General features: G+C 35.8%; 40 protein-coding genes. 2 read left to right on the forward strand and 38 right to left on the reverse strand.

Annotated elements, in window-relative coordinates; all coding sequences use genetic code 11:
- Positions 1-8: 8 nt before the first annotated feature.
- The 38 genes from EKM64_RS07610 to EKM64_RS11745 all read right to left on the reverse strand — a co-directional run bounded on the left by EKM64_RS07610 (position 9) and on the right by EKM64_RS11745 (position 21,532).
- Entirely contained in the window at positions 9-476 is a 468-nt protein-coding gene (locus EKM64_RS07610) for a hypothetical protein (RefSeq protein ID WP_125677252.1), read from the reverse strand.
- A gap of 99 nt (positions 477-575) precedes the next feature.
- Positions 576-1,337, reverse strand: coding sequence for a hypothetical protein (locus tag EKM64_RS07615; protein ID WP_125677254.1), 762 nt, complete (start codon positions 1,335-1,337; stop codon positions 576-578).
- A gap of 61 nt (positions 1,338-1,398) precedes the next feature.
- Positions 1,399-1,803 carry a hypothetical protein gene (locus EKM64_RS07620; protein WP_125677256.1) on the reverse strand — a complete coding sequence of 135 codons (405 nt, stop codon included), beginning with the start codon at positions 1,801-1,803 and terminating at the stop codon, positions 1,399-1,401.
- Positions 1,804-1,812: 9 nt separating this feature from the next.
- Positions 1,813-2,292, reverse strand: a complete 480-nt coding sequence (locus EKM64_RS07625) for a hypothetical protein (protein ID WP_125677259.1) — start codon at positions 2,290-2,292, stop codon at positions 1,813-1,815.
- A complete protein-coding gene (locus EKM64_RS07630) occupies positions 2,289-2,615 on the reverse strand; it encodes a hypothetical protein (RefSeq protein WP_125677261.1) in 327 nt (108 codons plus the stop codon). The genes EKM64_RS07625 and EKM64_RS07630 overlap by 4 nt, the downstream gene beginning before the upstream one ends.
- Positions 2,608-2,976: a phage head-tail connector protein gene (locus EKM64_RS07635; RefSeq protein WP_125677263.1), complete on the reverse strand. Its 369-nt coding sequence runs from the start codon at positions 2,974-2,976 to the stop codon at positions 2,608-2,610. The genes EKM64_RS07630 and EKM64_RS07635 overlap by 8 nt, the downstream gene beginning before the upstream one ends.
- Before the next feature lie 12 nt (positions 2,977-2,988).
- A complete protein-coding gene (locus tag EKM64_RS07640; RefSeq protein ID WP_125677265.1) occupies positions 2,989-4,044 on the reverse strand; it encodes a capsid protein in 1,056 nt (351 codons plus the stop codon).
- Positions 4,045-4,060: 16 nt separating this feature from the next.
- Entirely contained in the window at positions 4,061-4,690 is a 630-nt protein-coding gene (locus EKM64_RS07645; protein ID WP_125677267.1) for a DUF4355 domain-containing protein, read from the reverse strand.
- A gap of 126 nt (positions 4,691-4,816) precedes the next feature.
- Positions 4,817-5,788 (reverse strand): minor capsid protein, encoded by a 972-nt coding sequence (locus tag EKM64_RS07650; RefSeq protein WP_125677269.1) that lies wholly within the window; start codon positions 5,786-5,788, stop codon positions 4,817-4,819.
- The gene (locus tag EKM64_RS07655; RefSeq protein WP_125677271.1) at positions 5,760-7,460 is read right to left on the reverse strand and encodes a phage portal protein; all 1,701 of its coding nucleotides are present in this window, start codon (positions 7,458-7,460) and stop codon (positions 5,760-5,762) included. Before EKM64_RS07655 ends, EKM64_RS07650 begins: the two co-directional genes overlap by 29 nt.
- Positions 7,461-7,479: 19 nt before the next feature.
- Positions 7,480-8,796: a PBSX family phage terminase large subunit gene (locus tag EKM64_RS07660; protein WP_125677273.1), complete on the reverse strand. Its 1,317-nt coding sequence runs from the start codon at positions 8,794-8,796 to the stop codon at positions 7,480-7,482.
- Positions 8,780-9,313, reverse strand: coding sequence for a terminase small subunit (locus tag EKM64_RS07665; protein WP_125677275.1), 534 nt, complete (start codon positions 9,311-9,313; stop codon positions 8,780-8,782). The genes EKM64_RS07660 and EKM64_RS07665 overlap by 17 nt, the downstream gene beginning before the upstream one ends.
- A 30-nt stretch (positions 9,314-9,343) precedes the next feature.
- Positions 9,344-9,475 (reverse strand): hypothetical protein, encoded by a 132-nt coding sequence (locus EKM64_RS11665; protein WP_263852834.1) that lies wholly within the window; start codon positions 9,473-9,475, stop codon positions 9,344-9,346.
- A complete protein-coding gene (locus tag EKM64_RS07670) occupies positions 9,462-9,704 on the reverse strand; it encodes a hypothetical protein (RefSeq protein ID WP_125677277.1) in 243 nt (80 codons plus the stop codon). Before EKM64_RS07670 ends, EKM64_RS11665 begins: the two co-directional genes overlap by 14 nt.
- Entirely contained in the window at positions 9,704-10,021 is a 318-nt protein-coding gene (locus EKM64_RS07675; RefSeq protein ID WP_125677279.1) for a Gp49 family protein, read from the reverse strand. Before EKM64_RS07675 ends, EKM64_RS07670 begins: the two co-directional genes overlap by 1 nt.
- Positions 10,022-10,582: 561 nt before the next feature.
- The gene (locus tag EKM64_RS07680; RefSeq protein ID WP_125677281.1) at positions 10,583-11,029 is read right to left on the reverse strand and encodes an ArpU family phage packaging/lysis transcriptional regulator; all 447 of its coding nucleotides are present in this window, start codon (positions 11,027-11,029) and stop codon (positions 10,583-10,585) included.
- A gap of 86 nt (positions 11,030-11,115) precedes the next feature.
- Positions 11,116-11,304 carry a hypothetical protein gene (locus EKM64_RS07685; protein ID WP_125677283.1) on the reverse strand — a complete coding sequence of 63 codons (189 nt, stop codon included), beginning with the start codon at positions 11,302-11,304 and terminating at the stop codon, positions 11,116-11,118.
- A 300-nt stretch (positions 11,305-11,604) separates the two neighbouring features.
- Entirely contained in the window at positions 11,605-11,811 is a 207-nt protein-coding gene (locus EKM64_RS07690) for a hypothetical protein (RefSeq protein WP_125677285.1), read from the reverse strand.
- The gene (locus EKM64_RS07695) at positions 11,811-12,179 is read right to left on the reverse strand and encodes a hypothetical protein (RefSeq protein ID WP_125677287.1); all 369 of its coding nucleotides are present in this window, start codon (positions 12,177-12,179) and stop codon (positions 11,811-11,813) included. The genes EKM64_RS07690 and EKM64_RS07695 overlap by 1 nt, the downstream gene beginning before the upstream one ends.
- Positions 12,179-12,610 carry a hypothetical protein gene (locus EKM64_RS11475; protein WP_125677289.1) on the reverse strand — a complete coding sequence of 144 codons (432 nt, stop codon included), beginning with the start codon at positions 12,608-12,610 and terminating at the stop codon, positions 12,179-12,181. The genes EKM64_RS07695 and EKM64_RS11475 overlap by 1 nt, the downstream gene beginning before the upstream one ends.
- 1 nt (position 12,611) lies before the next feature.
- Entirely contained in the window at positions 12,612-13,091 is a 480-nt protein-coding gene (locus EKM64_RS07705; protein WP_125677291.1) for a hypothetical protein, read from the reverse strand.
- An 11-nt stretch (positions 13,092-13,102) separates the two neighbouring features.
- Positions 13,103-13,279, reverse strand: a complete 177-nt coding sequence (locus EKM64_RS11415) for a DUF6877 family protein (RefSeq protein WP_164505330.1) — start codon at positions 13,277-13,279, stop codon at positions 13,103-13,105.
- Positions 13,280-13,513, reverse strand: coding sequence for a hypothetical protein (locus tag EKM64_RS07710; protein WP_125677293.1), 234 nt, complete (start codon positions 13,511-13,513; stop codon positions 13,280-13,282).
- A 36-nt stretch (positions 13,514-13,549) separates the two neighbouring features.
- On the reverse strand, positions 13,550-13,948 hold the full coding sequence (locus EKM64_RS07715; protein ID WP_125677295.1) for a hypothetical protein: 399 nt from the start codon (positions 13,946-13,948) through the stop codon (positions 13,550-13,552).
- A 17-nt stretch (positions 13,949-13,965) separates the two neighbouring features.
- Positions 13,966-14,451, reverse strand: coding sequence for a single-stranded DNA-binding protein (ssb, locus tag EKM64_RS07720; RefSeq protein WP_125677297.1), 486 nt, complete (start codon positions 14,449-14,451; stop codon positions 13,966-13,968).
- Complete coding sequence (locus tag EKM64_RS07725; RefSeq protein ID WP_125677299.1) at positions 14,452-15,228, reverse strand: phage antirepressor KilAC domain-containing protein; 777 nt, start codon at positions 15,226-15,228, stop codon at positions 14,452-14,454.
- Positions 15,225-15,656, reverse strand: coding sequence for a RusA family crossover junction endodeoxyribonuclease (locus EKM64_RS07730; RefSeq protein ID WP_164505331.1), 432 nt, complete (start codon positions 15,654-15,656; stop codon positions 15,225-15,227). The genes EKM64_RS07725 and EKM64_RS07730 overlap by 4 nt, the downstream gene beginning before the upstream one ends.
- Positions 15,649-15,975 carry a hypothetical protein gene (locus tag EKM64_RS07735; RefSeq protein WP_125677304.1) on the reverse strand — a complete coding sequence of 109 codons (327 nt, stop codon included), beginning with the start codon at positions 15,973-15,975 and terminating at the stop codon, positions 15,649-15,651. Before EKM64_RS07735 ends, EKM64_RS07730 begins: the two co-directional genes overlap by 8 nt.
- 11 nt (positions 15,976-15,986) lie before the next feature.
- Entirely contained in the window at positions 15,987-16,748 is a 762-nt protein-coding gene (locus EKM64_RS07740) for an ATP-binding protein (protein ID WP_125677306.1), read from the reverse strand.
- Positions 16,749-16,757: 9 nt separating this feature from the next.
- The gene (locus EKM64_RS07745; RefSeq protein WP_125677308.1) at positions 16,758-17,552 is read right to left on the reverse strand and encodes a helix-turn-helix domain-containing protein; all 795 of its coding nucleotides are present in this window, start codon (positions 17,550-17,552) and stop codon (positions 16,758-16,760) included.
- A gap of 2 nt (positions 17,553-17,554) precedes the next feature.
- The gene (locus EKM64_RS07750; protein WP_125677310.1) at positions 17,555-18,211 is read right to left on the reverse strand and encodes a putative HNHc nuclease; all 657 of its coding nucleotides are present in this window, start codon (positions 18,209-18,211) and stop codon (positions 17,555-17,557) included.
- 11 nt (positions 18,212-18,222) lie between these two features.
- Positions 18,223-18,909 (reverse strand): ERF family protein, encoded by a 687-nt coding sequence (locus EKM64_RS07755; RefSeq protein WP_164505332.1) that lies wholly within the window; start codon positions 18,907-18,909, stop codon positions 18,223-18,225.
- The gene (locus EKM64_RS07760; RefSeq protein ID WP_125677314.1) at positions 18,899-19,810 is read right to left on the reverse strand and encodes a DUF1351 domain-containing protein; all 912 of its coding nucleotides are present in this window, start codon (positions 19,808-19,810) and stop codon (positions 18,899-18,901) included. The genes EKM64_RS07755 and EKM64_RS07760 overlap by 11 nt, the downstream gene beginning before the upstream one ends.
- Before the next feature lie 141 nt (positions 19,811-19,951).
- Positions 19,952-20,107, reverse strand: coding sequence for a hypothetical protein (locus EKM64_RS11420; RefSeq protein ID WP_164505333.1), 156 nt, complete (start codon positions 20,105-20,107; stop codon positions 19,952-19,954).
- Positions 20,108-20,119: 12 nt separating this feature from the next.
- Positions 20,120-20,398: a hypothetical protein gene (locus EKM64_RS07765; RefSeq protein WP_125677316.1), complete on the reverse strand. Its 279-nt coding sequence runs from the start codon at positions 20,396-20,398 to the stop codon at positions 20,120-20,122.
- A gap of 2 nt (positions 20,399-20,400) precedes the next feature.
- Positions 20,401-20,733: a DUF771 domain-containing protein gene (locus tag EKM64_RS07770; RefSeq protein ID WP_125677318.1), complete on the reverse strand. Its 333-nt coding sequence runs from the start codon at positions 20,731-20,733 to the stop codon at positions 20,401-20,403.
- Entirely contained in the window at positions 20,720-21,220 is a 501-nt protein-coding gene (locus EKM64_RS07775) for a hypothetical protein (protein WP_125677320.1), read from the reverse strand. Before EKM64_RS07775 ends, EKM64_RS07770 begins: the two co-directional genes overlap by 14 nt.
- 78 nt (positions 21,221-21,298) lie before the next feature.
- The gene (locus tag EKM64_RS11745; protein WP_076614545.1) at positions 21,299-21,532 is read right to left on the reverse strand and encodes a helix-turn-helix transcriptional regulator; all 234 of its coding nucleotides are present in this window, start codon (positions 21,530-21,532) and stop codon (positions 21,299-21,301) included.
- A 141-nt stretch (positions 21,533-21,673) separates the two neighbouring features.
- Between EKM64_RS11745 and EKM64_RS07785 the strand changes: the two genes are divergently transcribed.
- A complete protein-coding gene (locus EKM64_RS07785; RefSeq protein WP_125677322.1) occupies positions 21,674-22,375 on the forward strand; it encodes a helix-turn-helix domain-containing protein in 702 nt (233 codons plus the stop codon).
- A 53-nt stretch (positions 22,376-22,428) separates the two neighbouring features.
- Complete coding sequence (locus tag EKM64_RS07790; protein WP_125588602.1) at positions 22,429-23,049, forward strand: DUF4064 domain-containing protein; 621 nt, start codon at positions 22,429-22,431, stop codon at positions 23,047-23,049.
- Positions 23,050-23,067 lie beyond the last annotated feature (18 nt).

Consider the following 23,067-nt stretch of genomic DNA (forward strand, 5'->3'; position numbering starts at 1 on the left):
AAACTGATTTACTTGCTTGCTTCCTCGATTCTCTTGTTTGCTTCCTTCATGTTTTCTTCGAGTTGATCGATTTGAATTTGAGTCATTTCTTTTTCTTCGGTTTTTACCGATTTCAATTCCAAACTCTTCTTCATACCTTTGATCAAACGATCTCCGTATCTCATCCACTCGCTTATTTTCGCTTTTAAAAAACCTGCGTTAATTAGCCCCTTAATAATTTCGCTAGTAACTTCGTGGATATCGTCAAATCGACCATCTTCACTTAATTGATCAACTAACTCATCTTCTTTAAGCAAATTTCCAGCAACAGCCTTAAAGAAAGTAATTACTGAATCTACATTGTCAGCAAATAAACCATCTAAAAATGAATTAAATTTGTCAGCACGTTTATCCTTGTCTTCACCAGCAATATTCTTGTATAAAAGATAATTAAAAGTAGGTGTGACCATTCCTTTTTTTGTCTCTAAAGTTAGCATCTTAATTTCTCCTAGTAATTTGATTCCGTCCACCACCGCTCAAGTGTGTGAGTATGCACTTGATTAGATGCTAAGCAATCGGCTTAGTATCTAAGATGCTTATGATCCTGTAACTGATCCTGTACCTGATCCTGTACTTGAACTTCCTGAATTAGATGTATTAGCTGGTTTAGAAGCTCCAGGACCCATGACATCTTCACCAGTTGTTGTATCTTGAACAGTGATGGTTTCATCATCGGCAGAATTATCAACCACATCCCCATTTTCTGTACCAATGTCACTTGGATGTGCCCAGTTGTAATACTTATCTAAATCATCAAGTACACCATCATCAAGGTCAGATTCGTCCAATTCAAAAGCATTCTCATCAGAATTAATTGCTCGTTCAACACCATTGACTTCAAATTGAAGATTGGATGTAACGATTCCACCAAGTGCTTCAGTATTTGGCAAGTTAGGAACATAAGATTGAGAAAATTGTGCTTGAACTTTACGATTTGGCTTTGTTCCATGAAGCGTATTTAGGTCAACACGCCATAAGCCAATTAATTCACCTTTTTCCCATGCTGCATATAGATCCCAATAGAGATCTTTTCCGTTGTTGTCAGGATCATCAAAGATAACATCGACTGTTCTTTGTTGATTAATTGCACCAACGCCCTTAGCAGTTCCACGCTTAGTAGCAGTTGATTGAATTGCTCGTGTGTTAGTACCTGATGTAGCACCTTGTTGACCTAAAATGTGTGCCTTATTAGTTACCGGCTCATGCATAAAACGCTTATACAAATAGATGATTTTGTTTGCATCACGACCTTTAAAGTCTTTTTTGAGTTTGTTTCCTGTTTGTGTATTGTCAGCCATTTTATTTCCTTCTTTCAAATTCTTTGGTAAAAAAATAAACATTCACTCTTGAAATGAATGTCTAAATAAATGATTTTTCTGTTATGTTGTAATCCATCGTGATTGTCACGTGTCTCAAACTCTGATCGGTTGAATTATCAATTACTTCAACTTGATTGAAAGCGACAGATGAGCAATTATAACTTGATAATCTCAAATATTTCAGATACTCACGTATGCTGAAACAAGTATCCATCATTAAGCCGTGGTCATTGTCTACCAAATCAAAATAATTAACGTACAACGTATAACTTGAAAGCTGTTCGTTCTTAGCACGATTAACGTCTCCAGTGTCACCGGTTGAAATGATTATTTGAGGATATTCATTAGTATCACTCACATTTGAATCAAATATTGGTATGTCGTCTGCTATGGTTTCGATTGTTTTAATAGCTGATGTAACCATGTCTCGTTGTGGTGAAATCAAATTTATCACCTACTTTATTGAATTTTCAATGATTTCGTCTGAATATTTATCAACGTCAAGCTGCATACCCGAATCGTGCATAACATGTTGAGCTGGATAATTTCTATCTTTCAGACCATTTTCGAACGCCTGAATATATTCATATCCCTCTTTTGATTCAGCATTGGCATAGATATCAGATGACATCTTATTCTTAGAAGGGTGCTTAGCCACAGACTTCCACAAGTTACCATGTCCAACATAACCACTTTTAGAATGATATTCACGCTCTCTGATCAATTTTTGGGCGCCATCCACTTCATCATTGGCAATTTTATCGACTGCCTTGGGCACATTATTTTTAAGACGTGCTTTATCTTGAAGTATCATTTCTGCCAAATCAGCATTGCCAGACTGTTTTAGTGATCTAGCCATAGCAATCAATGGATCACTAAAGTTATCCTTAGCTTGAATCCTGACTACTGGTACGTGTTCATTATCCCAGCTCATGGTTTCACTTCCGTTCCAACAACATATAATGTCGTTCTGCTCTTATGATGTCTTACTTGTTTGACAATATATTTAGGAGATTGTTTCTTTTCGTCATATTCACCATCAAAAGCGACATAATCAGCCGTTTCAGGGCAATTCAGTCTGATTACCCACGATCTATCATATTGCTTGCCAATTACATTAATTTGCTCCTGTGATCCATTCAATTCTGTAACTCTAGCACCGTAAAACTTAGTCGCTACCAATGTCTTTGTGTGATTGAGTACATCATCTTTAGGATCATTAACTTTTCGTATCAAATAAATAATTGGTCTAATCAAAGGTAAATACGCCCCCTCTGTGGTCATTATCAGCAAGGCTATTCTTATATGAATCAAGCAAACTTTGAATTGGCTCTAGGTCAGTATCGCTAAATGTCAAAGACATCCCTTCTTCGCTAACTGACTTAGTTCCCTCATAATTTTCTCTGGTAATTGCATTCTGTGTGACTTTTTGAACAGCAACAGATAGCTTTGAATCCAGATCATCAACGCCTAAATATAATTCAATTTCATCTACAGCATTTTCGATATAAATCTTAATGCGAGGAATCCTTGGATCATCTTCTTCTAAGTCATTGACGACTTTTATATTTGCCAGTACCGAATCATTAACTGTGGTCTCTTGAGTTTCTTCACTCATAAAATCACCTCATTACTTACCTGGTGTAGTGCCTGATGTTGATGTTGCTGACTTCTTAGCCTTAGTATTGATATTTGTAACGACATACTTAGGATCAATCTTAAATTTATAAGCAACAGTACCGATATTTCTTGGATCAGTAACAATTTTATAATAAGGAGTTGTAGCAGCTTCCAATTTATTAACGGTTAATCCGACATATGGTTGTGTGACATCATATCCTAAACCATTTGGGTGTAACGAAACGATACGACGGTTAATAAGTGCGGATTGACCACCTTTGCCAAGTGAGTCACGTGTTACTTCAACTGCGTTTTGACTAGCTGGTGCTGTTGAATATCTCAAAGCTCCATCCATCATTGCGTACATTGTAGTTGTTCCGTCAGCATCTAGTGGAATATCGTCATCTTCAACGATTGGGATTCCATTATAAGTTGTTAATACCGTTGCACCTTGTGAAGGTTGAACGTCAGCAATCAAATTTTGTTCACGCATAGCATAAACGGTAGCAGAGTTAACTACTAATCTTGTCAATGATGGAGTAGCAACATCACCCATTCTTGATAATGCAGCTAAATAATTACCAGCCGATAAGGCTTGAACATTATCAAATCCGAATGACTTAGCTTCTTTAAGATCGTCAAGTAAAAACATGTTGTTGAGAATTGCTAATAACAATCGTTCATCTTGACCTTGCCAATAGTTTGAAAATCGTGATGTAATGCGTCCTTGTACTTGAGCACCTGAAACTTGCTCTGCAAAATCGGTTTGTCCAAACGCCTTAGCTTGATAAAATTTAATAGCGTTATGTTCATCGCTTGTGATTCCTTCAATTGAGATATCATCAGTATCGTTCCAGTCTTGAGGATCTCCACTAAGGTCATTCAATACAGGAATATTCATTAGTCTTCCGGGATCTTGGAGATGTGCCCCCATAACATCATCGGCAGTTACTGCTCCTGATGTTAAAAGACGATTAGTTTTAGTTGTATCGTTATTGATATATTGTGCCCATAATTCAGGGACAACTAATTGTCCTAGAAATGTAGCTCCAGTAAATTGTGGCATTTAAAATTCCTTCTTTCTATTTGTTTAAATAATCTTTCTTAATTAAATCAGGATTTTCCATATAAACCTTTGTAAGTTCTTCAAGGCTCATATCCTTCAAATCCTTATCAAGTGTCACTGTCGCATTACCTGTGGCAGTTTGAGGCGTACTCTTACCTTTCAAACGATTCTCAACACTTTCTTGCACAGCATTATCAAATTCAGTTTTGACACTTTCAAGGTTTTGTTTTGTTTCGTCATCAGTAGAACCAACGAATAATTCAGCAAGCGACAATGGCAACTTCATGCTTTCAGCAATTTTAGTAGCTGAGTTAATTAAATTCCGATGCTGATTCTCAGCTTGTAATTCTTCAAGTTTCTTCTTCAAGTCAGCTGTTTCAGCATCAGCTTTTTCTTTATCGGTCATATTTGCCTCAGCATCGTGTTCAGTAATAGCACTCTTGATTAAATCAGGAATGCTATTAACTTTGTCTTGGAGTTCTTTAACGATTTGACCAGATTTATCTTTTTCCTTAGCTTTTGCTTGACTAACTAATTGGTTAACCTTTTCTTGCTGCTTATCATCAAAAGATACTTCCTTAGATACTTCTTTAGTCTCGTTGTCGCTCGTTTGAATATTTGGCTCTTGATTATTATCTGGGTTCATGAGTTATCCTCCCGTTTTAAGCTCGTCAGCTTTAATTTCCATTTAGAGTCCGTCGACTATATCCGTGGCTCTTTAATGCCTGACACACGTTTGAAGGCAATAAAAAAGGCGACCACTTAAAGTCGTCTATAAATTATTTAATTCATCGGTTACATCATGATTAGAAGTGTCCCAATCATCGTCATCATTCTCCTCAATTACTGTACATTGGCAATTAGGATGCATCAATGGAAAATTCACGCCTTCTTCAGCATCATCAACATCAAATATTTGCCCATCTAGTGCATCACAGTCAGCACACGTCGTTGGTGATTCGAGTGAAATATATTTATACTTCTTAACGTTCCTTGAATAGAATTCTTGCAATCTAGTTCTATTCATTGCTTGAGCGGTAGCCGTTCGAATCATGCCAGCAGCGCGTCCCATTTGCCCATTCATTGCTTTGTTTCCACCAGTCAATATATCAGAGACATCCTTGGTCCAATTTAATGAATCTTTAGGACTTTTAGCAGCCTTTTCAGCCACTTCACGAACTTTTCTCAACGTCTGCATAGTTTGCTTATTTATTGAAGAAAACATATCAGAATCAACATGACTGTCTAACACGGCATTTTGCGTAGATTTATAAATGATTGCATCCACGTTCTTACTTTGCTCAGCAATATGCTGATTATTATTAATAACATTTTTAGCCTGCGCATAAGTTGGTGCATAAACAACATTAGGAATATTTTCCGTTGCGACACCTAAATGAATCTTTTGTGCCATTGCCAGTCTAACAATATCTTGAGTAACATTAGCCATCAGCATATCGCCATTTGTATCTAAATTATTGCTATTGAAAGCCATCTTAATTAAATTCTGATCATCAGGACTGGCATTATAGAATGTGTCTTTCAGATTACTAAGAAAGGCAGCAATTTCACCAGGATTAGCTTTAGCAGTCCATGACTTATTAGCTCCAATAAACGCATCAACATCACTGATAACTTTTGATTGAGTATCACGATACATCGATTCGATTTCTTTAACTCTAATATCTTGTTTACCGTAAATCTTTTGAGCAATACTAATCGCTTGGCTTTTCGTCAATTTCATTGTTGTCTACCTCGTCAGGATTAGAATCGTCGGTGTTATCACCATCATCATCTTGAGACTCATCAGGCTTTCTAGTAAATACATTGTTAAATGGATCATTTTCCTTTATTTTCTCATTTTGCTCGTCAATACGTTGTTGTTCGGCATCATTGCTTACGCCAGTGACGGGTTCGATTTGCTCACGAATAGTCTGATCCGATACCTTGCCAGTGTTAACTAGAGCCGTAACAGTCTGCATAATATCTGCATCATTTTTAGGCATATTAGGCGTATATATAGGATTGATATTTTCAACCATATCAGCATTCTGGATACTTCCTAATGCTTGCCAATAATTTCCAAGTAATCGTAAGCGTCTCATTAGTCCACGTGTATAAAGTGATTCTTGATTAGCTCGTTCTTGATCATTGCCCCACAATTTATAAGACATAGCAACACCCGACGCATTAGATGCAAAATTAGCATCGCTTGTGTCAGGCGTATTTGTGTCCTTGTGGATTTCCATATTAAGAGCATCAATATAGAGTTTCCAACCGTCTGTGTTTAACTCTTTGGTTAGATATGATGCAGTTGGCTGGATGACTTGACCATTATCATTGATACCATTCTTAACCAATGCTGGTTTTAACCAGATTTTACTTTGACGAGTATTAATTTCGGGCGTCTTTCTATAAATGATATTGCCGTCTTTATCTGTCAATGGTTGCCCATCAGCACCAACCCATGGAGTTTTAGGAACATCAATATCACCTGTGATCATCAACATAGCATTGCTGAAATCTTCTTGTGAATTGGCCATTTCGGATTTGCTTTTATCAATTGAATCAATGGTATCGAGCTTATATTCCCAGTCACCCATGCGCTCATCATTGTTGATATATTCGGTCAATGGGACTGAGCCGAAATTGTGTTCTTGATTATCGGATAACGTTAATTGACCATCAAAGCTTGATGTTGGCTTATAAATGAAAATATTTGTATCCGTATAAATAACTGTGTACCAATAATCTTGTTCATTGAAATTGACGTTGTAATAATAAACGCCAAATAAAGAATGTTGTTCCATTGATGAATCATAGACGACAAAAGCATTAACAGGGTCTACAGGACGTAATGAAACATCATTGGTATTCTCACGAACATACATCAATTCGTAAGCACGTCCCATGATAGAAAGGTTCTTACCCATTATTTTTTCATGATACGACTCATCATTTTTAGAATTGAATTTATTAATTAGATCATTGAGTGTATTTTCATCAGCTTCAGATATTTCAGAATCATCATTATATTGAAACTTAATAGGATTACCAAATCGATAACCAGTTTTAATTGATGTAATGAAGTGGGCAAATCCACTAGCGATACGATTATCTGCGCGGCTTTCGGACTTCTCACTGTCCCAATAATGAATGTCATTATCACCAATGTAATAGCGGTAGAGTGTTAACAAGCGTGGTACTTGTAACGATTGATGGCTCTCAATAAACTTTGTTGCCATTTCACCTAACTTAACAGGGTCGTCCTTGATAACGTTAAACAACTCGGCTGGCATTTTATATTGCTTGTTTGAATCAAGCGAGAAACGTCTACCACTGAGCATATGAACTGTTCTTTGATTCGGATAAGGCAAACTTGAATAGTATGCTATCGGATTATCTTCAATTGCCATTAGATCACTCTCCTTTCATTTAAAATCCCAAACTATTGAGATAATTTGCTTGTTCATTGATACTTGGGCTAGTAGGTATATTTTTAATACGCTCATATGTGGCAATCGCATAACGAATCGTATCCATGACATCATCGTTAACCTTTAATGGTTCACCAGTTTTGTCATCCCAAACATATTGATATATTTCTTCAAGAAACCAATGATACTTATCTGATGTCTGACTGATTCCAGTATTATCAATAGCATCTTGAGCAACAAAAAAAGCGTTAGTCTTCATAGCTTTAGCTACGTACTCAACGCCTGTTAAACGGTTTTTATAAGCATTAATACAGTTAATACCTGATTGCTGAAAATGAGCTACATGCTCCGGTCTAGCCGAATCAGCATAGAATGGAACACGATTGCCATATCGTTTCTGAATATCCTTAGCAATATCAGTCCAGTAGTCAATTTCCTTAAACTGTGCTGTGTGTTCTTCAAGAATGAAATATCTATCCTTGTTATCAACGCCAGCAACTACGATACATCCCTTATGCTCATATCCCCAATCGACCCCGCATATAATTGTGAGATTATCGGGGACTTTTGAACGCGGTATAATCATAGTTTTCTGGTCAAAGTCTTGATAAACAATACCTTCGGCAGCTGCCCACTCACCTTCAATAGCACGATCATAAAACATTCCTGCCGGTTCAGTTTCCTTAAGATTTTGAATGTAAGTCTTAGATAAAAAAGTATTGTCATCAATCCTAAAGTGATTGCTACGGATAGCCTTACTATGATTAGGATTATCAATATATTTTTTCTTCAAATAGTGCGTTGGTATATCAGGGTTAGTATCACAGACAACACGAGCACCATCAGGTGAACAACGCTTTCTAATTTCATCAAACACTTCTTCATTAGCAAGTGAAGCTTCATTGATATAAGCACCGTAAGCAGTCATACCACGAATAGCACCTAAACCAGCTATCGAACCAGTGAAAGCCTGTACGATCTTAACCGCTGGCAATCCCGGAAACATTATTTCAAACGAATTATGCTTATCAAAATGAAAACTCAATCCAAATGTATTCTCAATTTCATTCAACACATTATTTTGAATTGTCTTAGATGAAACACCAGCCAAAATATATTGCGGGTGCAACACGCCTTGACCTTGAGCAACCTCTGCTGCATGTCTAACATCCAAAAGAAATACAAAATTATCAACAAATGTCTTACCGGCACGAACAGCTCCGTAATTAATCATTAGATTCCACATTGGATCATTAACCACCTGGTCAAGCACTTCTAATTGTTTGGGGGCAAAAAGTTTATTTAGTTGTGTCATCTTTTTGAACCTCCGTTTCAATCTTATCAAGTAAACCGCCGATAGCCTTCATTTGAGAATCATCGCTCTTAACCATATCTTTAGCCTTAATTTCAGCAATTTTAGTTTCAGCATTAATTTTACGCAACTGTACTTTTAACATCGCATCATCGTTTGGATGACGTTTAAGAATTTCCTTTATTGCTGAAATTCTAGTTTTTAAATCAGGTGGAACATCTACCGTATCAGCACCATATTGAGTGCCTATTACCTTAGTTTCAGTCACTTCTCCTCTAGCAATACTAGACAATAATTGAACTGCTTCAGTAACGCCCATAATCTTATCTGAAGCAATCTGTTTCATACGCTCTTCAATATACTTTTTAACGTTAGCATTTGTTAGCAATCTGCTTGCGTTAGCTCTAATCACTGCAGCACTTTTAGCCTTGTAACCCGCTTCACGATAAGCTTCCGAAGCATTACCATTTTTGATGTAATTATCTGCAAACTCTTGCTGATTTTTAGTTAGCTTTTTCATTACATGGCACCTACCTCCTTCTAAAATTATTTATTTAATTTCTAACTGCTTTAGTTTTATTAAGGTACTTCTTTTTTGTTTCTTTTCATCTCTAGCAATGTCACCAATCATCTTAGCTTCTTGAGCGGTCATATATCCACACGATGTCTTAATCATTTTCATGGCTAAACACCTTCTTGATCCCTGCAACCACTCCGTAAATCAGCATACAAACTAAAATAAATCCATAACTAATAATGTATGCCACAACGATAACACCACCTACGAACAATAATGGACTAAATACCCATAGCCAATTCCATGTAATAAAGCCAAATACTTTAGCTGCTGCGAAGATTAGTGTTAATGCAAATAGAAACCACGTATAATCGTTGTAATCAATTTTAAGCATTATTTATACACACCTTGAGTTGCTGACATCATTCCATAAAGACTACCTGAATTTGATTGCTTTTTTTGATAAATTAACTTTGCTAAATAATATCCTTCAAGTTCCCAAATCTTCGATTCAATATGATCCATACAGATTTCTTTGCCCATGTCCTCATCATAATTTTTCTTATCGACTGCTCCACTAGATTCAACTAATACAAAGCCATTTGGCAATTTGCATGTAACTAACGTTACTTTGTTGAAAACCGTTTTAACGTCAATTCTTGAGTGTTTAATGATATTATCAATTTGCTTTTGTGTAACTTTATTTTTCATATTTCCCCTCCAATAAAAAAAGACCACCCAATGAGTGATCTATAATTTATTGCCTTGGCGGTAGCACGTCTGCACCCTCATCGTCACAATATCCACCGAACTTACGATAATAGTTCGATCAAGTTTCACGGCAATACTATTAATATATAAATGCGGTCGGCAGGAATCGAACCTACCTATTTGATTAATACATAAAAATATAAATTGAGAGGATTATATTTCACATCATTGTATGACTATAAACACCAGTGACCGCAGTATGACCACCGTTATCATGAGTGGTCAAAGAATGAGAATCACCATCTCATCCTGTAACGTTTGATTGCTGATTTTTACGTCTTATCTGACGGTTGTCTTTTTTAGATATCATTCTGGTTTTAGGGACTTTTCCTTGTCTCTATTGCTCCTTGTAAGTAGAGTAACTAGAAACATTCAAATAAAAGGTTGCTTCTTTCAACTCTTTTCTATTTAAATTTTCTTACAATATCAATATACATCCTCAAAACGTACTTTTACCCTCAACATATAGACAAAATACAGACAAAGTTTGACAAAAGTCCCTCATAAAACAGATGACTGATTTCTATCTTTGTATACAAGTAATTGTCCATGTCTATAAGATTCACAAAACTGCAATAATCCATCTTTCTGACGACGTTCCACTGTTTTATTAGCATTTATCGTACCGAAAACAATACTTGCAATCTCAAGATTCGTATATTCTTCTTTAGATAAATATGTGTAGTAGATCACAGCAAAACATTCCTGCGATAAATTTTTAACCGCTCGATTAATCTCATCAACTTCCATCTTTGCTGAAACAGATATAGAGTTCTCTTTCTCCTGATTATTATCAAATGATAGCGATCGTGGCATATCTGAAATTATTGGAGACCTTAAATCAGTGAGTGGCCGACCAGCAATTCTAGCCATTCGACGATACCGTTTAAGTATTGGTCTCACATTGTTTCTACACTTGATTTCGTCATATTCTGGTAACAAAAACATTCGGCCACTTCCCTATGATATAATTGAATTGTCGGAAACAATCACATCAAGGACTGCTCACATTTGTGAGTGGTCTTTTTTTGTCTCTAATAACCAGCATGTTCTGAACTAACTTTAAAGAATTTTACGCCCAAGCTTTTTAGAGCTTCGTTCTCTTCCCGAAATAAAATTGCACTTTCATCATTCGTAACTAGTTTTAGTGATTTAATACCATATCCAAAGTTATTATATTTAATCTTGGATATATACATGCCGCCTAGTACAGCTTCCATCATTACCATTATTCACTCCATTCTCTCTACTCATATATCTATAATCGCGTTCAAATATGCATGTTGCATCAGTTTCAAGTGATATTGGTCTATCGTTTCGCTGATCTAGTTTAACGATTAACCATCTATTAACATTTGAGATACACATAACACCAAAGCAAAATGCATCATTGTTTGCATCTAATGGTTCTATTAGCCCTGAACATTTAGCGATTTCTGGTAAATTTTCTTTAGTTATATAAACTGCTAGCCAACGCCGTCCATCTTTTGAATAATATTTGAAGTCTGATAAGTCACACTTCATTAATTATCTTCCTTATAAAGAGCTTTCTCATAGTCAGTTAAAACAACATTAGTGTCCCAATTCTCTTTCATGTTGGGACCAATTTGTTCATTAAATGTTTCAATCAAATCAGAAATTTCTACTTGATCAGCATTTTTAAGCATATAAGCAGCTACTGATAAACTAGCAATGAATTGTTGCTTGTTAATTTTAATCTTCTTTTCCATTATTCAACCTCATATCCATTGCATAAGGCATCAACGCAGTCTGAATATTTCTTTTCATCTGCATCACTACCATCTCTGAACCAATCATCTAAATCACTAAACTCATATCGACTTCCCATATAGGCATTAAATATATCTGTTAATGCGTAATCTAGCCCAGCTGTAGTCCCGACGTCATAATTAGATGCCCAATCGTCAAATACTTTTGGCATCCTGGGTTTTGAATTAACTTCTTTAATGGTTTCACTAGCTAAATTAATAATCCCGTGCATATACCTATCTTTTTCATTTTCTGTGGCTGGGTGGTCAACGACTCCCGCCCACTCTCTAATATTCATCAAATTATCTAAAACTTTATCTTTATTCATTATTCGCCCATCTCTTCAACCGGTACAGCAAACGGTACATATCTTTCATCAATTGCTTTTATTTCGTCCATAGTAAATTGAGTTTTAATACCTGAATAATGCCTAGTGCTTCCAAGACAATTGTCATAATGAATAGTATCTATATTTAGATAGCCTTCTCGTTCGTCCATAAGCTTTACATAATATTTCTTATCCTCAAATTTAGCCTTACCAGTCACTAGATCAACAATATCTTGAGCAAATTGATTATCTTTGGAGTTATTATCATTCACTGCATATCTATCATGTAAGTTTGGAAAGCTTCCAGTTATATTAACAACACTACTAATTACTACCATGCTACTTAAATCTCCATGAGAGCTTTTATATACTGACATATAATTCTCAAATTCTTTAATTTCATCTTCTGACCAATCTTTAATTATTCTCATATTATTTATCCTTTATCTTTTCGATGTGTAATCCCAAACTTTTATGGCTCAACCGTTCAATATCTAACGCGGTGTAATTCATTCGATTGCGAATCTCATTGATTGTCCCGACCATTTGAATCCTGCGGTCATACATCAATCTGTATTTTGGTAGCCGATTGTTAATTTCCTCCAGCCACTTTTTATCGCTCAAAATTCCTTTTTTAATACGATCATTTAAGACCCACTGACCAATACCAAGCTCGTCCGAAATGTCCTGCTTAAACTTTCCCGAATCTAACAGTTCTTGAGCCCTTTCAGTATCGAAGGTGTAGTAGCTATATGGCTTTCTAACTTTCTTCTCGTAGCGTCGAGGCCTGAACCATTTTCTAAGTATTAACAATGTCGGGTCGTCTTCTGGAATATCTGACGCCTGATCGTATCGGTTTAACAAATCCTCTGCTACTAAACTGGCGTTCTTACGGTTAATTGCCGAATTCATAACCTCACCCCCTAAACTTTTAATTTCAAAAATCTCTCTGCGTATCTTACCTGCTGCCACATATAAGGATCATTCTGCTTTCCACCGGATAGCACCCAGTCGCCCATTCTATTTTTTATGTCTATTAATGCTTCAATCGGAATATCTGACGCTATTTCTGATAAGCTGTCTACTGGTAGTTTTTCCATCTAATCACCCCACAAACTTGTTTCTATGGCTCTGTTCGGATACAAAACACGTGAGAACTCTGTATCGTTTTGCAAAAATAATTCATTATTAACAAAATCCCAATAATATATATTGTGGTCTGTCTCAATTCGATATGAATATTGACCATGAACTTTGCCAACTTTAACTATTTTTTCTCCGTTTTTACTGATCCAATTTTGTAAACTTTTGGATAAATACTTTAGATCATTCATTATTTTTCCTTTCGCAAATACCGCTAATTATTAGTTCTACATTTCCTCACGTTTAAACATTTCACTGTTCAAATAGTCATTATCTTTTATAAATTGGTCAAACTCATTTTGAGTAAACAAATCTGGCTTAGTATTATAGAAATTGCCCAAAAACAATTGATTTAGTTCACCATTTATTGGCAGAAATCTCCACGCATATTTGGGACCTTCAAGCTCGTAATTGTCGTTATAAATATCAGTTACAATTGGAATTAACTCATCAAAGTCATAGCTGGTAGCCAGTCCATCACATAATCTATCGGCAATATGTCTTTGATTAGGGTCATCGTTATAATAAAGCCGCTGAATTATGTAAAATAACGTCGTATCCGCTTTATATGATTCAACATGATCTACAAGTTCCTTATACTTACTTCTTAACTGTCTTTTTGACATTTTCCGTTCCCCTACATTTAAAATGGTAAATCATCATCCGATATATCTATTGGTTTGCTGTTATCTGCAAAAGGATCACCAGTATTACTCGAGTTATTGTTTGACTGATTAGATGGCTGGCTGTGACTAGGTGTCTGACCTTTGTTGCTACTATTACTTGATCCAGATTTCTTTTCACTATCTGGTCTTGATTCTAGTAGCGAGAAGTTCTCAACGACTACCTCGGTAACGTAAACCCTTTGACCTTGATTATTTTCATAGTTACGTGTTTGAATACGTCCATCAATTCCAACAAGTGATCCTTTATGTGTGAAACTAGTAAAATTTTCCGCAGCCTTTCTCCATATAACACAATTAACAAAGTCGGCTTCACGTTCACCTTGAGAATTAGTAAATTGTCTGTTTACATCCAATGTAAAGCTTACAACAGCCACATCATTAGCTGTATATTTCAATTCTGGATCACGTGTTAAGCGTCCAACTAAAACAGTTCTATTGATCATTTATGCTTCCAACCTTTCATTTTCTGATAGGAATTTATTAACAAAATAATTTTGACCTTTGCCGGTAACTTTTGGTGTCTTAGTAACAACCGTCACTCCATCTCCGTTAACATGAGAAGATTCTTTAATTTGAAACAATCCTAAATTCATTGATTTTTGAGTAGGAGAATTGTAGTCAGCACCCTTACGTTTCATTAAATAGCCATTATCTCTCATCCATTGGAACAGCCTTCTTGCACCAATATTGATACCATTGCCTTTTAGAATCTTTGCTAAGTCGCCTATAAGAATAGTTGTATGCGAAGTTGATACTGAATCCGCAAATATTGCCTTAGGTTTCATCTCCGTAATTTGAGCATCTTTCCATTTCAATTGTTCACCCGCTTGTAGTAGCAAGTCGGCCAATGAATTAGGGTTATGAGTAATGTCATAAGCCTTTTGGTCTGTCATGTATGCCCCGTGCTTACGTATTGACGGTAGAACTTCTGATGTAACCCAATCTTGAAACTTTTCAGCTGTTGCGTTATTAGCTTTGATTGCTAATTTATAAAACTGTGGTTCGGTAATGAAATCACCCTTTAAAACATGAGCGCCACTTTTGGCGCTACCAAGATAAGTATTTAAGCGTGACCAGCGAACCTTAATATTTCCCTTAGATGTATCAACAATTCCCAATCCAATAGCTGCTTTTTCAGCATCGAATTCAATGTCACCGTTTTCTTTTGTTCTAACTGGTAATTTGATATCACCATTAGTAAATTCTTGTAAGTTATTCATTTTTTCCACTCCTCAATCAAAATTTCAGTACGTGGGTGCTCATCATAATTTTTTTCAGTATCGTGTTTCCAGATTTGCCCGTCATCAAACCAAGCTTTTGTTAAGCCATCAAAAATAGCTTTTTCATAGTTGTCCAAGTCGGGCTTTACAGTCGGCTTTACCTCATGATTAGCACGTCTCTTATACTCCGCTTTGGATAATCCTTTTTGGATTCTTCTGTAAAAGCGTATGTGTGCAATGAGAGGAGCGCCTTTTTTAAAAAGCTGTTTGTTATGGTACTTATCCCAATACAACACTTTGATTTCATTTTTGTAAATCCGATATTTTTTGTCTGTATATGCTCTCTTATTGCCACCAAATGAGCTAAAACGAGGACGTGAGGCGGGTACTGGGTCTTCATCGATTATTAGTTTCAATTGATTAGTCAAGTTGCACGTCCAAAATGTGTGGGTTAGCATCAACAAGCTTTTTATCGATACGTCTTTGAATATGATTGATCAAGGAAGCAGCTAAAATGATGTCGTTGTTTAGTTGCATGTCACCTTGAAACAGCTCACACTCATCGTCTAAGGCTGTTAGATTCTCAAGGGTGCCATATAACTGCCCGTAAGCGGATTCAGCTACATCACTGGCAACAATCAGTGTTTGGTTCAAGTTATCGACGCTATTACGTGAATAACTTCGATTTGTGGGAAGCAAAAGCATTTTTAGCTCTGGAGTTAATTCAACATTTTTTTGTTTTAGCATTTTAATTTCTCCTAATTATTTCTCATGTCGCTACCGCTAAATTTAATTGTGTTAGAGGCTTTTTTTGTCATTAAGCGACTAATAATTTTTGGATCGTAAAGCTGTTGTAGCTCACGCCCTGTATTGTTTGTGGTAATGATATTTGTTTTATTTTTTCGATAATCTGCAAAGCGAAATAAGATTCGTTGAGCATAGTTAGTTGCTTCGTTCGTTTCAGATCTTAGCGATGATTCACTGCCCAGATCGTCAATGACAAGCACGTCACAGTTCTTAACACACTCTTCAACCTTGTAGTTGTCTTGTTGTAAGAACTGATCTTTAAACGCCATTTGTGAGTTATTAACGAACATCGCAAAACTCAAGAAGTAGCATGATAATGTGGTATCTTGGCTATTCAAACCGTTCAAAATACTAACAGCCAACATAGATTTACCAAGTCCTGGCTCACCAGTAAAAAGAAAGTTACCTGTTTCACCGACATAGACCCTATTAGCAATATTCTTAGCCTGTTTAAGCTCACTTGCTTGATTAGGTGTATCAGTCCTAAAATCTGCAAAATTGTATTGTAGGTCGCTGAAATCACTCACTAAAGAGCTTCTAAATATTCCCTCACGCTTAACTTGAATATTTTTTTTAGTGAATTCGATAGATCGCTGCTGTTCTCGTTTATCACGCTCAGAAATAACTTTTTTGAAGTCAATTCCTGAATAGTCAACACCGTGTTTTAAGGCTATTTCACGGGAAACTTTATCCAATCCAAACATTGATTCCATAGCTACCCCCTAGTACGGCAAGTCATAGAGTGGTTTTCTACCACCCTTGTTGCCATTAAAATTATTTGGTGCGTCTGCTTTATCTATCAACTTGCCAAACTGCTTTCTAAGTTTTGAAGCAGATAAGATATTGTTCTGCCAGAAACTGTCTTGTTGACACCATTCAATAATTCGTTTGATATCGTCGTAAGAACGTGCATCACGTTCGTGCATTAGTCTGATGTCATTAGCCCATTTCTGTGTATCAGGTGGGTTCTTAGAATCAGTCGGATAGATGCTAGAGTTACGTTCACGGATCTTAGTTAGCAAGTAATTGGCTAGTTTCAAGTTAAGGTCGTCCGGTTCGTAAACACGCTTTGCGGGTTTCGAGTCGTGACTATCTTTATTACTTTGTTTTGTTTTAGTTTGTTTTGTTTTAGTTAATGTGTTCGGACTGTCGTTCGGTGTGCTGTTCGGTGTGTTAACCGGAGTGTTGTTCGGACTGTCGTTCGGTGTGTCGTTCAATATGACCTTCAAGAAGTTATCCAATAATTCCGGTATCGAATATCTTGGTGCTTTATTTGATCCACGTTTAGAATAGGTGATTACTTTTTTATCAACTAACTGTTTCCTCGCTCTTTGCAAACCAGACGTACTTAATCCGCTTAAGGACTCCAGTTCAGAGGCTGTACAAGTAAAGGACCTTATCCATGCTAAAGAGTTATTCTTGTTCAATAAAGAAAGATATAACATTCTAGCTGATGAACTAAGTTCAAGACTTCCAGCGACTCTAAAGAATGCATTTAGCTGAGTTACGTAATTCATAGCTACCCCCCTATTCTTAATTTCTTTCGATCATCACTATCTAATTTGATAGGTTTGATATGATACTTTTGTAAAAACTCTTTGATTCCAATCCTGTGTTGTTCCATATGATGTTCTCGACATAGTGCCATAAAATGATAATTACCATGATCTATATGATGCCTATTTCTACCCATTCCCACTGTTTCAAAGTGAGCCACGTCAGCAGATTTGCCACATATGCAACACTTTCTATGAGTTAAACATCTGTACTGCATTGCAAAATCATTCGGTAACATATCCCAGGTACGTGTTTTGAAAGGGATATCGTTGTTAAAACAGAAATCTAGTAACCAACTAAGATAGTTATTGGCCTGAGTCATCGTACAATCAGATAAACTGAACATGTCTTTACCCGTCTGCATGAGATACTGCCATTTCATAACCTGCGGTGCCTCGTCAGCAATCATGTAGCCTGACCAATTGGATATCTCACCGATCAACGCATATATCTTCTTACGTTGATCTACTGATATCGATCGTCCATCAGAAAATTCAACCTCAATGGTCGGCTGCTTATTACCAGACAACTTTTGTAGTCTCGATATGTTCACATCGTCATCTAAGACGGCACTTATTTTGTTACCTATAATTCCTTGCAGCTTTGCGTAAAACTTCATCTAATCGCTTCCTACGAAATCTGTGCTGCCATTTGAACAATGGCTTGCTTAGCCTCATCAATTTGCTTGTTTAAATCTACTAGCATTTCGTCAGCTACATCATTAGTAATGTTTTGAAAATCAACATTTGGAAAATGTGACCTTAAAACCTTTGTCATGGCTTTATTTGTTGAACCCATGATCTCGGCAAGCTTTTCAATATGTCCATTGATTAAATTGAGCCTTGTTTTACTTGCGAGGTTAGATCGTTGAGACTGAGAGTTCTGACTTTGACTACTTCTATTTGTAGAACGGCTATTATTTCTTTGTTGCTGATTCTGATCAGAACTACCATCATTATCTTCTGCTCCAAGTCCGAAATAACTTTGAAGCTGATAACGTCTCAAATAGGTTATAGATTGACCAAACATTTGAAGTTTATTGGTTCCTCTATTGCCATCCATCTCAACTACCTTCATGGTTGAAACTGTTTTTTCATCTTCATCAGTAATAATATGAAGTTCGATATAGCTATCACCAGTTTCTTTGTCAACGTTTATAGGCTGAGTGAAACTTGCCTGTTCAGGTAAAGAATTAGCAATCACTTTCAGCACGTCGTTAAGTTCCACATATGAACTTTTGAACATCGGATTTAGTCCCTTTTTTTCAGGATTCTGAATCTTTTCTCTAATTGATATAAGTGCTTCATTAACCTTCATGATTGATCTCCATTTCTGATAAGCCTTTTGTTGTCTCAACGGTGACACCATCAATTTGATTTAACGCAGAGAATGCATTAATGAGTGCTCCCTTTGAACCTACTAGTCTCATTGACCACTCAAATTTATTAGGTGGAACAACTTCACCGGTCTTTTTATTGACAATAGTCTCACCAATCTTCATTTGAATTGCTTCACGTTTAGCTCTTTCGGCCTCTACTCGTTTTTGCTCGACAATCTTCTTCTGACTTTCTTCTTCCATATGAGCATCAATAGCCTCAATTACTTCTTTAGCATTTGTATCATCAGTTAATTGACTTACCCAACCTGCTGGATCAATTCCTAGCACTTTACAATGTTCAGCAATCAACTTCGAACCCATTTCATACGCTGATCTTTTAGCTTCAATGCTTGTTAACTTATCTTCAAATATGGAAGCCAACTTTTTGTCAGTCATAGTTTTGTTAGTCCACTTGTCATCGAATTCTAATTCATCAGGTTCAATACCGTTATCTTTAGCAAAATTAGCAATTAAATCTAATACATGTGATTTACGCTCATTACGCTGTTTCTCTAAAAGTTGCTTAACTGATGCATCGATAGGATCAATAGCCTTATCTAAAATTGAAGTTACTTCATCAATATCAGACTTAAATTCTTTATAAGGTTGATCATATGTTTTATGAATGCTTATTCTTTCATCATTCAAGTTTTTCTTTAAACTTTTTAAATCCGCTAGCACTGCTTTGTCGCCTTTTAAAGTATCTTCGGTAGCGATTGATCCTTCGTATTTTTTAACAATCTCATTAGCCTTATCCTTCAAACTATCAAGATTATTAATTGATATTGTTGCTGGTTTGAATTCAACATTAGCGTTAGATATCGAAAGTTCATTTGCCATAATTATTTCCCCTCATTTTTATGCTATAATTTGTGTATAAAATGTTTTGTTATTACTTCGACGGCCTATTTACCAGATAGGACGTCTTTTTTTATTACGCTTGGTGTGCGATCGGTATATGTATCGGTTACGCACCTTTTCTTATTTGAAAAAAATATCGAAATACTTCTTAAAATTTGCATTTTGCTTCTTTATCCACCTTTCATCGAAATCAAACAGGTTTAGAATTCCGCCTTCCTCACCAGCGAGATACCCAATTACGAAAGCTGCTCCGCAAAAAATTATTAGTTCAAACATTATTGAATCCTCCTAAAATCTAAAGATGTAACGGTAAGTCATGTTTACTAAATCACGACCAACAACTGTATTAGTTTCAATCTCAATCCCTGCTTTTTCAAAAAATGAAATAACTTCATCTGGAATTGAATCAACATAACTTTTTTGAATGCTGTTCATTTGATTAAATTTAGCTAAAGTAATTTGCTCTTGAAGATCAGTTAAAAGTTTTCTACTTTTAGCTTTTTCTTTTCCAATTTTTTCAGTTTTGTTTAAGTAATCCGCAAACAGTTCCGGATCTGATATATACATTCTTAAATTCCTCCTTTAATAAAATATTGCGGGTGATCTATTACGAACTTCCCAAACTCTGGAGCTATAAACTTCCAATGGCTATGACCATCTGAATAATAAACACAACCACCGTTTTTCATATCAAGTTGTTTTTGGATAAATGGTTGATCTAAGATCTTTTTCAATGTCTTACCAGAAACTTTTGTGATTCTGGTTGCCCATTTCAAATCTTCAATCGGATCAGCCTCCGGCTCACTTTGTAATTCATGAAGTGTATCTTTACTTATCCAGCCAAGAACCTTGTTATCCTTCTCGGCGATTGCTTCAAATTCTATTTGTTTAGCCTCTAGCACCTTGGTAGCTCCTCTCTAATACCGCTTTATGAATTGGTATCTTATATTCATTCAATGTTTCGAAAGCTGATAGGATCATCATTATTCCTGTATCAAGCATTTCATTAGTGCAACTCGCTATTTCTAATTCATCAGGTTTTGGCTTGCTCAATTCACGTATCAATTTAACAATGGCTGTATCACTGTCAGCGTCTTCTATTTGAGTTCCTACTAGCATAGAAAATGAATTGCTATTGTACTTAGATAGAATATTAAGCATCGCTGATGGTAATTTAGTTTGGTAGCAAAGTACTGCTAATTTGAAACGGTTATCTCCGACACCATTAGCGATCCCCCACAAATAACGTTCATCGACGTGGTGGGATTTAACAAACCATTTCTGTACTGTACTTTTAACGCACCCTGCAGCATCTCCGATATTTTCATAACTAAGATGACCCCGATTCTTTAGATCAACTAACTCTTTAAAGATATTTACATCGTTCAATTTTTGATCACCTCCTTAATACGGAATGTCTATTCTTTGTTTCCTTATACAAAGTTATTATTAGAATGTTGAAGTTGATTAATTTTGTAAAACTTTTGTGGACGGTTTGAACGTAAAAATATCCTCAAAATTTGAACTTAGCAACGAGCTGATCTTATTCGCGGTCTTTGTCCCGACCGGCTTATGCTGATTTAAAATCGAAGATAGGTATGATTGTCCTACTCCCACTTCGTTTGCAAGATCTACTTGTGTGAAATTATTTATAATAAGAAGCTCGTTTATTCTGTCTTTATCTTTTACATAGATTGCCATTTCTCAATCACCTCTTTTTAAGTACATATATATAATAACACTTGTAAAACTTTTGTAAACAGTTTTTGTGTACAAATTTACACAAATATCAAAAATAAGTAAAACATTTGTTATACTTTTGTTGATGAAAGGATTGATTATATGCCTGAAAGAATTAATAAAAAACAGTTCGGACAAGAAATAAAAAAAATAAGAGATCAACATAGCTATTCGCTCCGTCAGGTATCGTATCAGTCAAAAACTGAATCCGAATCTGCTATTTCGCCTTCATATTGGTCTCTTATTGAACGCGGAGAACGCAATATACCTAAACCGGACACGCTAAAACGTATGGCTCACGGTTTGCGAGTACCCGCTAACATCGTTTTGTCTTTGGCTGGTTATCAAGAAACGACTGAAAACAAAATAATTGAAAACCTTGGAGAAATAACTCCATTCGATAATGAGGAGACGATTGCGATACCTGTTGTTGGAACTATTAAATGTGGGCCCGATGGATTGGCCTTATCAGATCAGACTGGTTATGAACCTGTTCAAAAATCAGAAATTGGGGATCCAAAAGATTATTTTTGGTTAAAAACAAAGGGCGATTCTATGATTGGTGATGGAATTTTCGATGGAGATTCAGCTTTAATTAAAAAAGATGTTGAAATAGAAAATGGAAAAATCTATGCGGTTATTATTGACGGAGAAGAAGGAACATTGAAACATGTTACTAGAAAAGATAATTCTATTGTTTTGACTGCATCTAATTCCAGCTACCAACCTAGAATATTTGTTGGATCAGATATGAATGAAATATTTATTGCTGGTCGCTTAATACAAACAAAGCGTACTTTTTAAATTAATGTCCAATAACTGACGACATTAAAAGCTGAATTTTAGGGGGCTTTATTATGATTATGTGGCTTATTACCATTTTTATGGGTTTTATGGTTTACTACCTGTTTAAAAACAAGAGCAAAGGATGGGGTTATCTTTTTGTATTTTTAACAATTTTTTGTTTAATTATTTCAATTGGAATATCTGCTGATAAAGATGATTCTAATTCAAATAAATCGTCCAAGAATAAAACTGAAAAAGTTGCAACAAAGAAAAAAGAAAAGTCTAAACCTACGGCAAATGCAACTTCTTCAAAACCAAAATCTAAGGATAACGAAGACGCAAAGGTTAAGGCGACTAAAAAAGCGAACGATCAAAAAAACTTTGACGATTATAAAAATGCCCTTACTACTCTTCCTGATCAATCCAATGGTGCTCTGACTAAAGCATATGTAGACAATGATAGTGGAAATACTGTCTTGGTTCTTTCTGACGATGCTTTATCACTTTCAAGTAATGAACTAAAGAGTGTATGTAAAAGTGCATGGGATCTAGGAATTAAGATGTCTAGCAGCTATATGCCCGGAGATAACTCTGTAGGCGATGCAAGTAAATACATAACTATAGAAGATAACACTGGTAATAGGCTTGCTCACACGTCTTTATTTGGTTCTTTTAAATATGACGGTGAATAACTAATAATTAGCCGGAAA

Origin of the sequence: Companilactobacillus keshanensis, assembly GCF_003946205.1 — a bacterium.
GTDB classification, from domain to species: domain Bacteria; phylum Bacillota; class Bacilli; order Lactobacillales; family Lactobacillaceae; genus Companilactobacillus; species Companilactobacillus keshanensis.

What these genes read in the sequence shown, in the direction of transcription:
- EKM64_RS07610 (WP_125677252.1), bottom strand. Translation starts at nt 476, where the DNA reads ATGCTAACTTTAGAGACAAAAAAAGGAATGGTCACACCTACTTTTAAT.
- EKM64_RS07615 (WP_125677254.1), bottom strand. Translation starts at nt 1,337, where the DNA reads ATGGCTGACAATACACAAACAGGAAACAAACTCAAAAAAGACTTTAAA.
- EKM64_RS07625 (WP_125677259.1), bottom strand. Translation starts at nt 2,292, where the DNA reads ATGAGCTGGGATAATGAACACGTACCAGTAGTCAGGATTCAAGCTAAG.
- EKM64_RS07635 (WP_125677263.1), bottom strand. Translation starts at nt 2,976, where the DNA reads ATGAGTGAAGAAACTCAAGAGACCACAGTTAATGATTCGGTACTGGCA.
- EKM64_RS07640 (WP_125677265.1), bottom strand. Translation starts at nt 4,044, where the DNA reads ATGCCACAATTTACTGGAGCTACATTTCTAGGACAATTAGTTGTCCCT.
- EKM64_RS07645 (WP_125677267.1), bottom strand. Translation starts at nt 4,690, where the DNA reads ATGAACCCAGATAATAATCAAGAGCCAAATATTCAAACGAGCGACAAC.
- EKM64_RS07650 (WP_125677269.1), bottom strand. Translation starts at nt 5,788, where the DNA reads ATGAAATTGACGAAAAGCCAAGCGATTAGTATTGCTCAAAAGATTTAC.
- EKM64_RS07655 (WP_125677271.1), bottom strand. Translation starts at nt 7,460, where the DNA reads ATGGCAATTGAAGATAATCCGATAGCATACTATTCAAGTTTGCCTTAT.
- EKM64_RS07660 (WP_125677273.1), bottom strand. Translation starts at nt 8,796, where the DNA reads ATGACACAACTAAATAAACTTTTTGCCCCCAAACAATTAGAAGTGCTT.
- EKM64_RS07665 (WP_125677275.1), bottom strand. Translation starts at nt 9,313, where the DNA reads ATGAAAAAGCTAACTAAAAATCAGCAAGAGTTTGCAGATAATTACATC.
- EKM64_RS11665 (WP_263852834.1), bottom strand. Translation starts at nt 9,475, where the DNA reads ATGAAAATGATTAAGACATCGTGTGGATATATGACCGCTCAAGAAGCT.
- EKM64_RS07670 (WP_125677277.1), bottom strand. Translation starts at nt 9,704, where the DNA reads ATGCTTAAAATTGATTACAACGATTATACGTGGTTTCTATTTGCATTA.
- EKM64_RS07675 (WP_125677279.1), bottom strand. Translation starts at nt 10,021, where the DNA reads ATGAAAAATAAAGTTACACAAAAGCAAATTGATAATATCATTAAACAC.
- EKM64_RS07680 (WP_125677281.1), bottom strand. Translation starts at nt 11,029, where the DNA reads ATGTTTTTGTTACCAGAATATGACGAAATCAAGTGTAGAAACAATGTG.
- EKM64_RS07685 (WP_125677283.1), bottom strand. Translation starts at nt 11,304, where the DNA reads ATGATGGAAGCTGTACTAGGCGGCATGTATATATCCAAGATTAAATAT.
- EKM64_RS07690 (WP_125677285.1), bottom strand. Translation starts at nt 11,811, where the DNA reads ATGGAAAAGAAGATTAAAATTAACAAGCAACAATTCATTGCTAGTTTA.
- EKM64_RS07695 (WP_125677287.1), bottom strand. Translation starts at nt 12,179, where the DNA reads ATGAATAAAGATAAAGTTTTAGATAATTTGATGAATATTAGAGAGTGG.
- EKM64_RS11475 (WP_125677289.1), bottom strand. Translation starts at nt 12,610, where the DNA reads ATGAGAATAATTAAAGATTGGTCAGAAGATGAAATTAAAGAATTTGAG.
- EKM64_RS07705 (WP_125677291.1), bottom strand. Translation starts at nt 13,091, where the DNA reads ATGAATTCGGCAATTAACCGTAAGAACGCCAGTTTAGTAGCAGAGGAT.
- EKM64_RS11415 (WP_164505330.1), bottom strand. Translation starts at nt 13,279, where the DNA reads ATGGAAAAACTACCAGTAGACAGCTTATCAGAAATAGCGTCAGATATT.
- EKM64_RS07710 (WP_125677293.1), bottom strand. Translation starts at nt 13,513, where the DNA reads ATGAATGATCTAAAGTATTTATCCAAAAGTTTACAAAATTGGATCAGT.
- EKM64_RS07715 (WP_125677295.1), bottom strand. Translation starts at nt 13,948, where the DNA reads ATGTCAAAAAGACAGTTAAGAAGTAAGTATAAGGAACTTGTAGATCAT.
- ssb (WP_125677297.1), bottom strand. Translation starts at nt 14,451, where the DNA reads ATGATCAATAGAACTGTTTTAGTTGGACGCTTAACACGTGATCCAGAA.
- EKM64_RS07725 (WP_125677299.1), bottom strand. Translation starts at nt 15,228, where the DNA reads ATGAATAACTTACAAGAATTTACTAATGGTGATATCAAATTACCAGTT.
- EKM64_RS07735 (WP_125677304.1), bottom strand. Translation starts at nt 15,975, where the DNA reads ATGCTAAAACAAAAAAATGTTGAATTAACTCCAGAGCTAAAAATGCTT.
- EKM64_RS07740 (WP_125677306.1), bottom strand. Translation starts at nt 16,748, where the DNA reads ATGGAATCAATGTTTGGATTGGATAAAGTTTCCCGTGAAATAGCCTTA.
- EKM64_RS07745 (WP_125677308.1), bottom strand. Translation starts at nt 17,552, where the DNA reads ATGAATTACGTAACTCAGCTAAATGCATTCTTTAGAGTCGCTGGAAGT.
- EKM64_RS07750 (WP_125677310.1), bottom strand. Translation starts at nt 18,211, where the DNA reads ATGAAGTTTTACGCAAAGCTGCAAGGAATTATAGGTAACAAAATAAGT.
- EKM64_RS07755 (WP_164505332.1), bottom strand. Translation starts at nt 18,909, where the DNA reads ATGAAGGTTAATGAAGCACTTATATCAATTAGAGAAAAGATTCAGAAT.
- EKM64_RS07760 (WP_125677314.1), bottom strand. Translation starts at nt 19,810, where the DNA reads ATGGCAAATGAACTTTCGATATCTAACGCTAATGTTGAATTCAAACCA.
- EKM64_RS11420 (WP_164505333.1), bottom strand. Translation starts at nt 20,107, where the DNA reads ATGTTTGAACTAATAATTTTTTGCGGAGCAGCTTTCGTAATTGGGTAT.
- EKM64_RS07765 (WP_125677316.1), bottom strand. Translation starts at nt 20,398, where the DNA reads ATGTATATATCAGATCCGGAACTGTTTGCGGATTACTTAAACAAAACT.
- EKM64_RS11745 (WP_076614545.1), bottom strand. Translation starts at nt 21,532, where the DNA reads ATGGCAATCTATGTAAAAGATAAAGACAGAATAAACGAGCTTCTTATT.
- EKM64_RS07785 (WP_125677322.1), top strand. Translation starts at nt 21,674, where the DNA reads ATGCCTGAAAGAATTAATAAAAAACAGTTCGGACAAGAAATAAAAAAA.
- EKM64_RS07790 (WP_125588602.1), top strand. Translation starts at nt 22,429, where the DNA reads ATGATTATGTGGCTTATTACCATTTTTATGGGTTTTATGGTTTACTAC.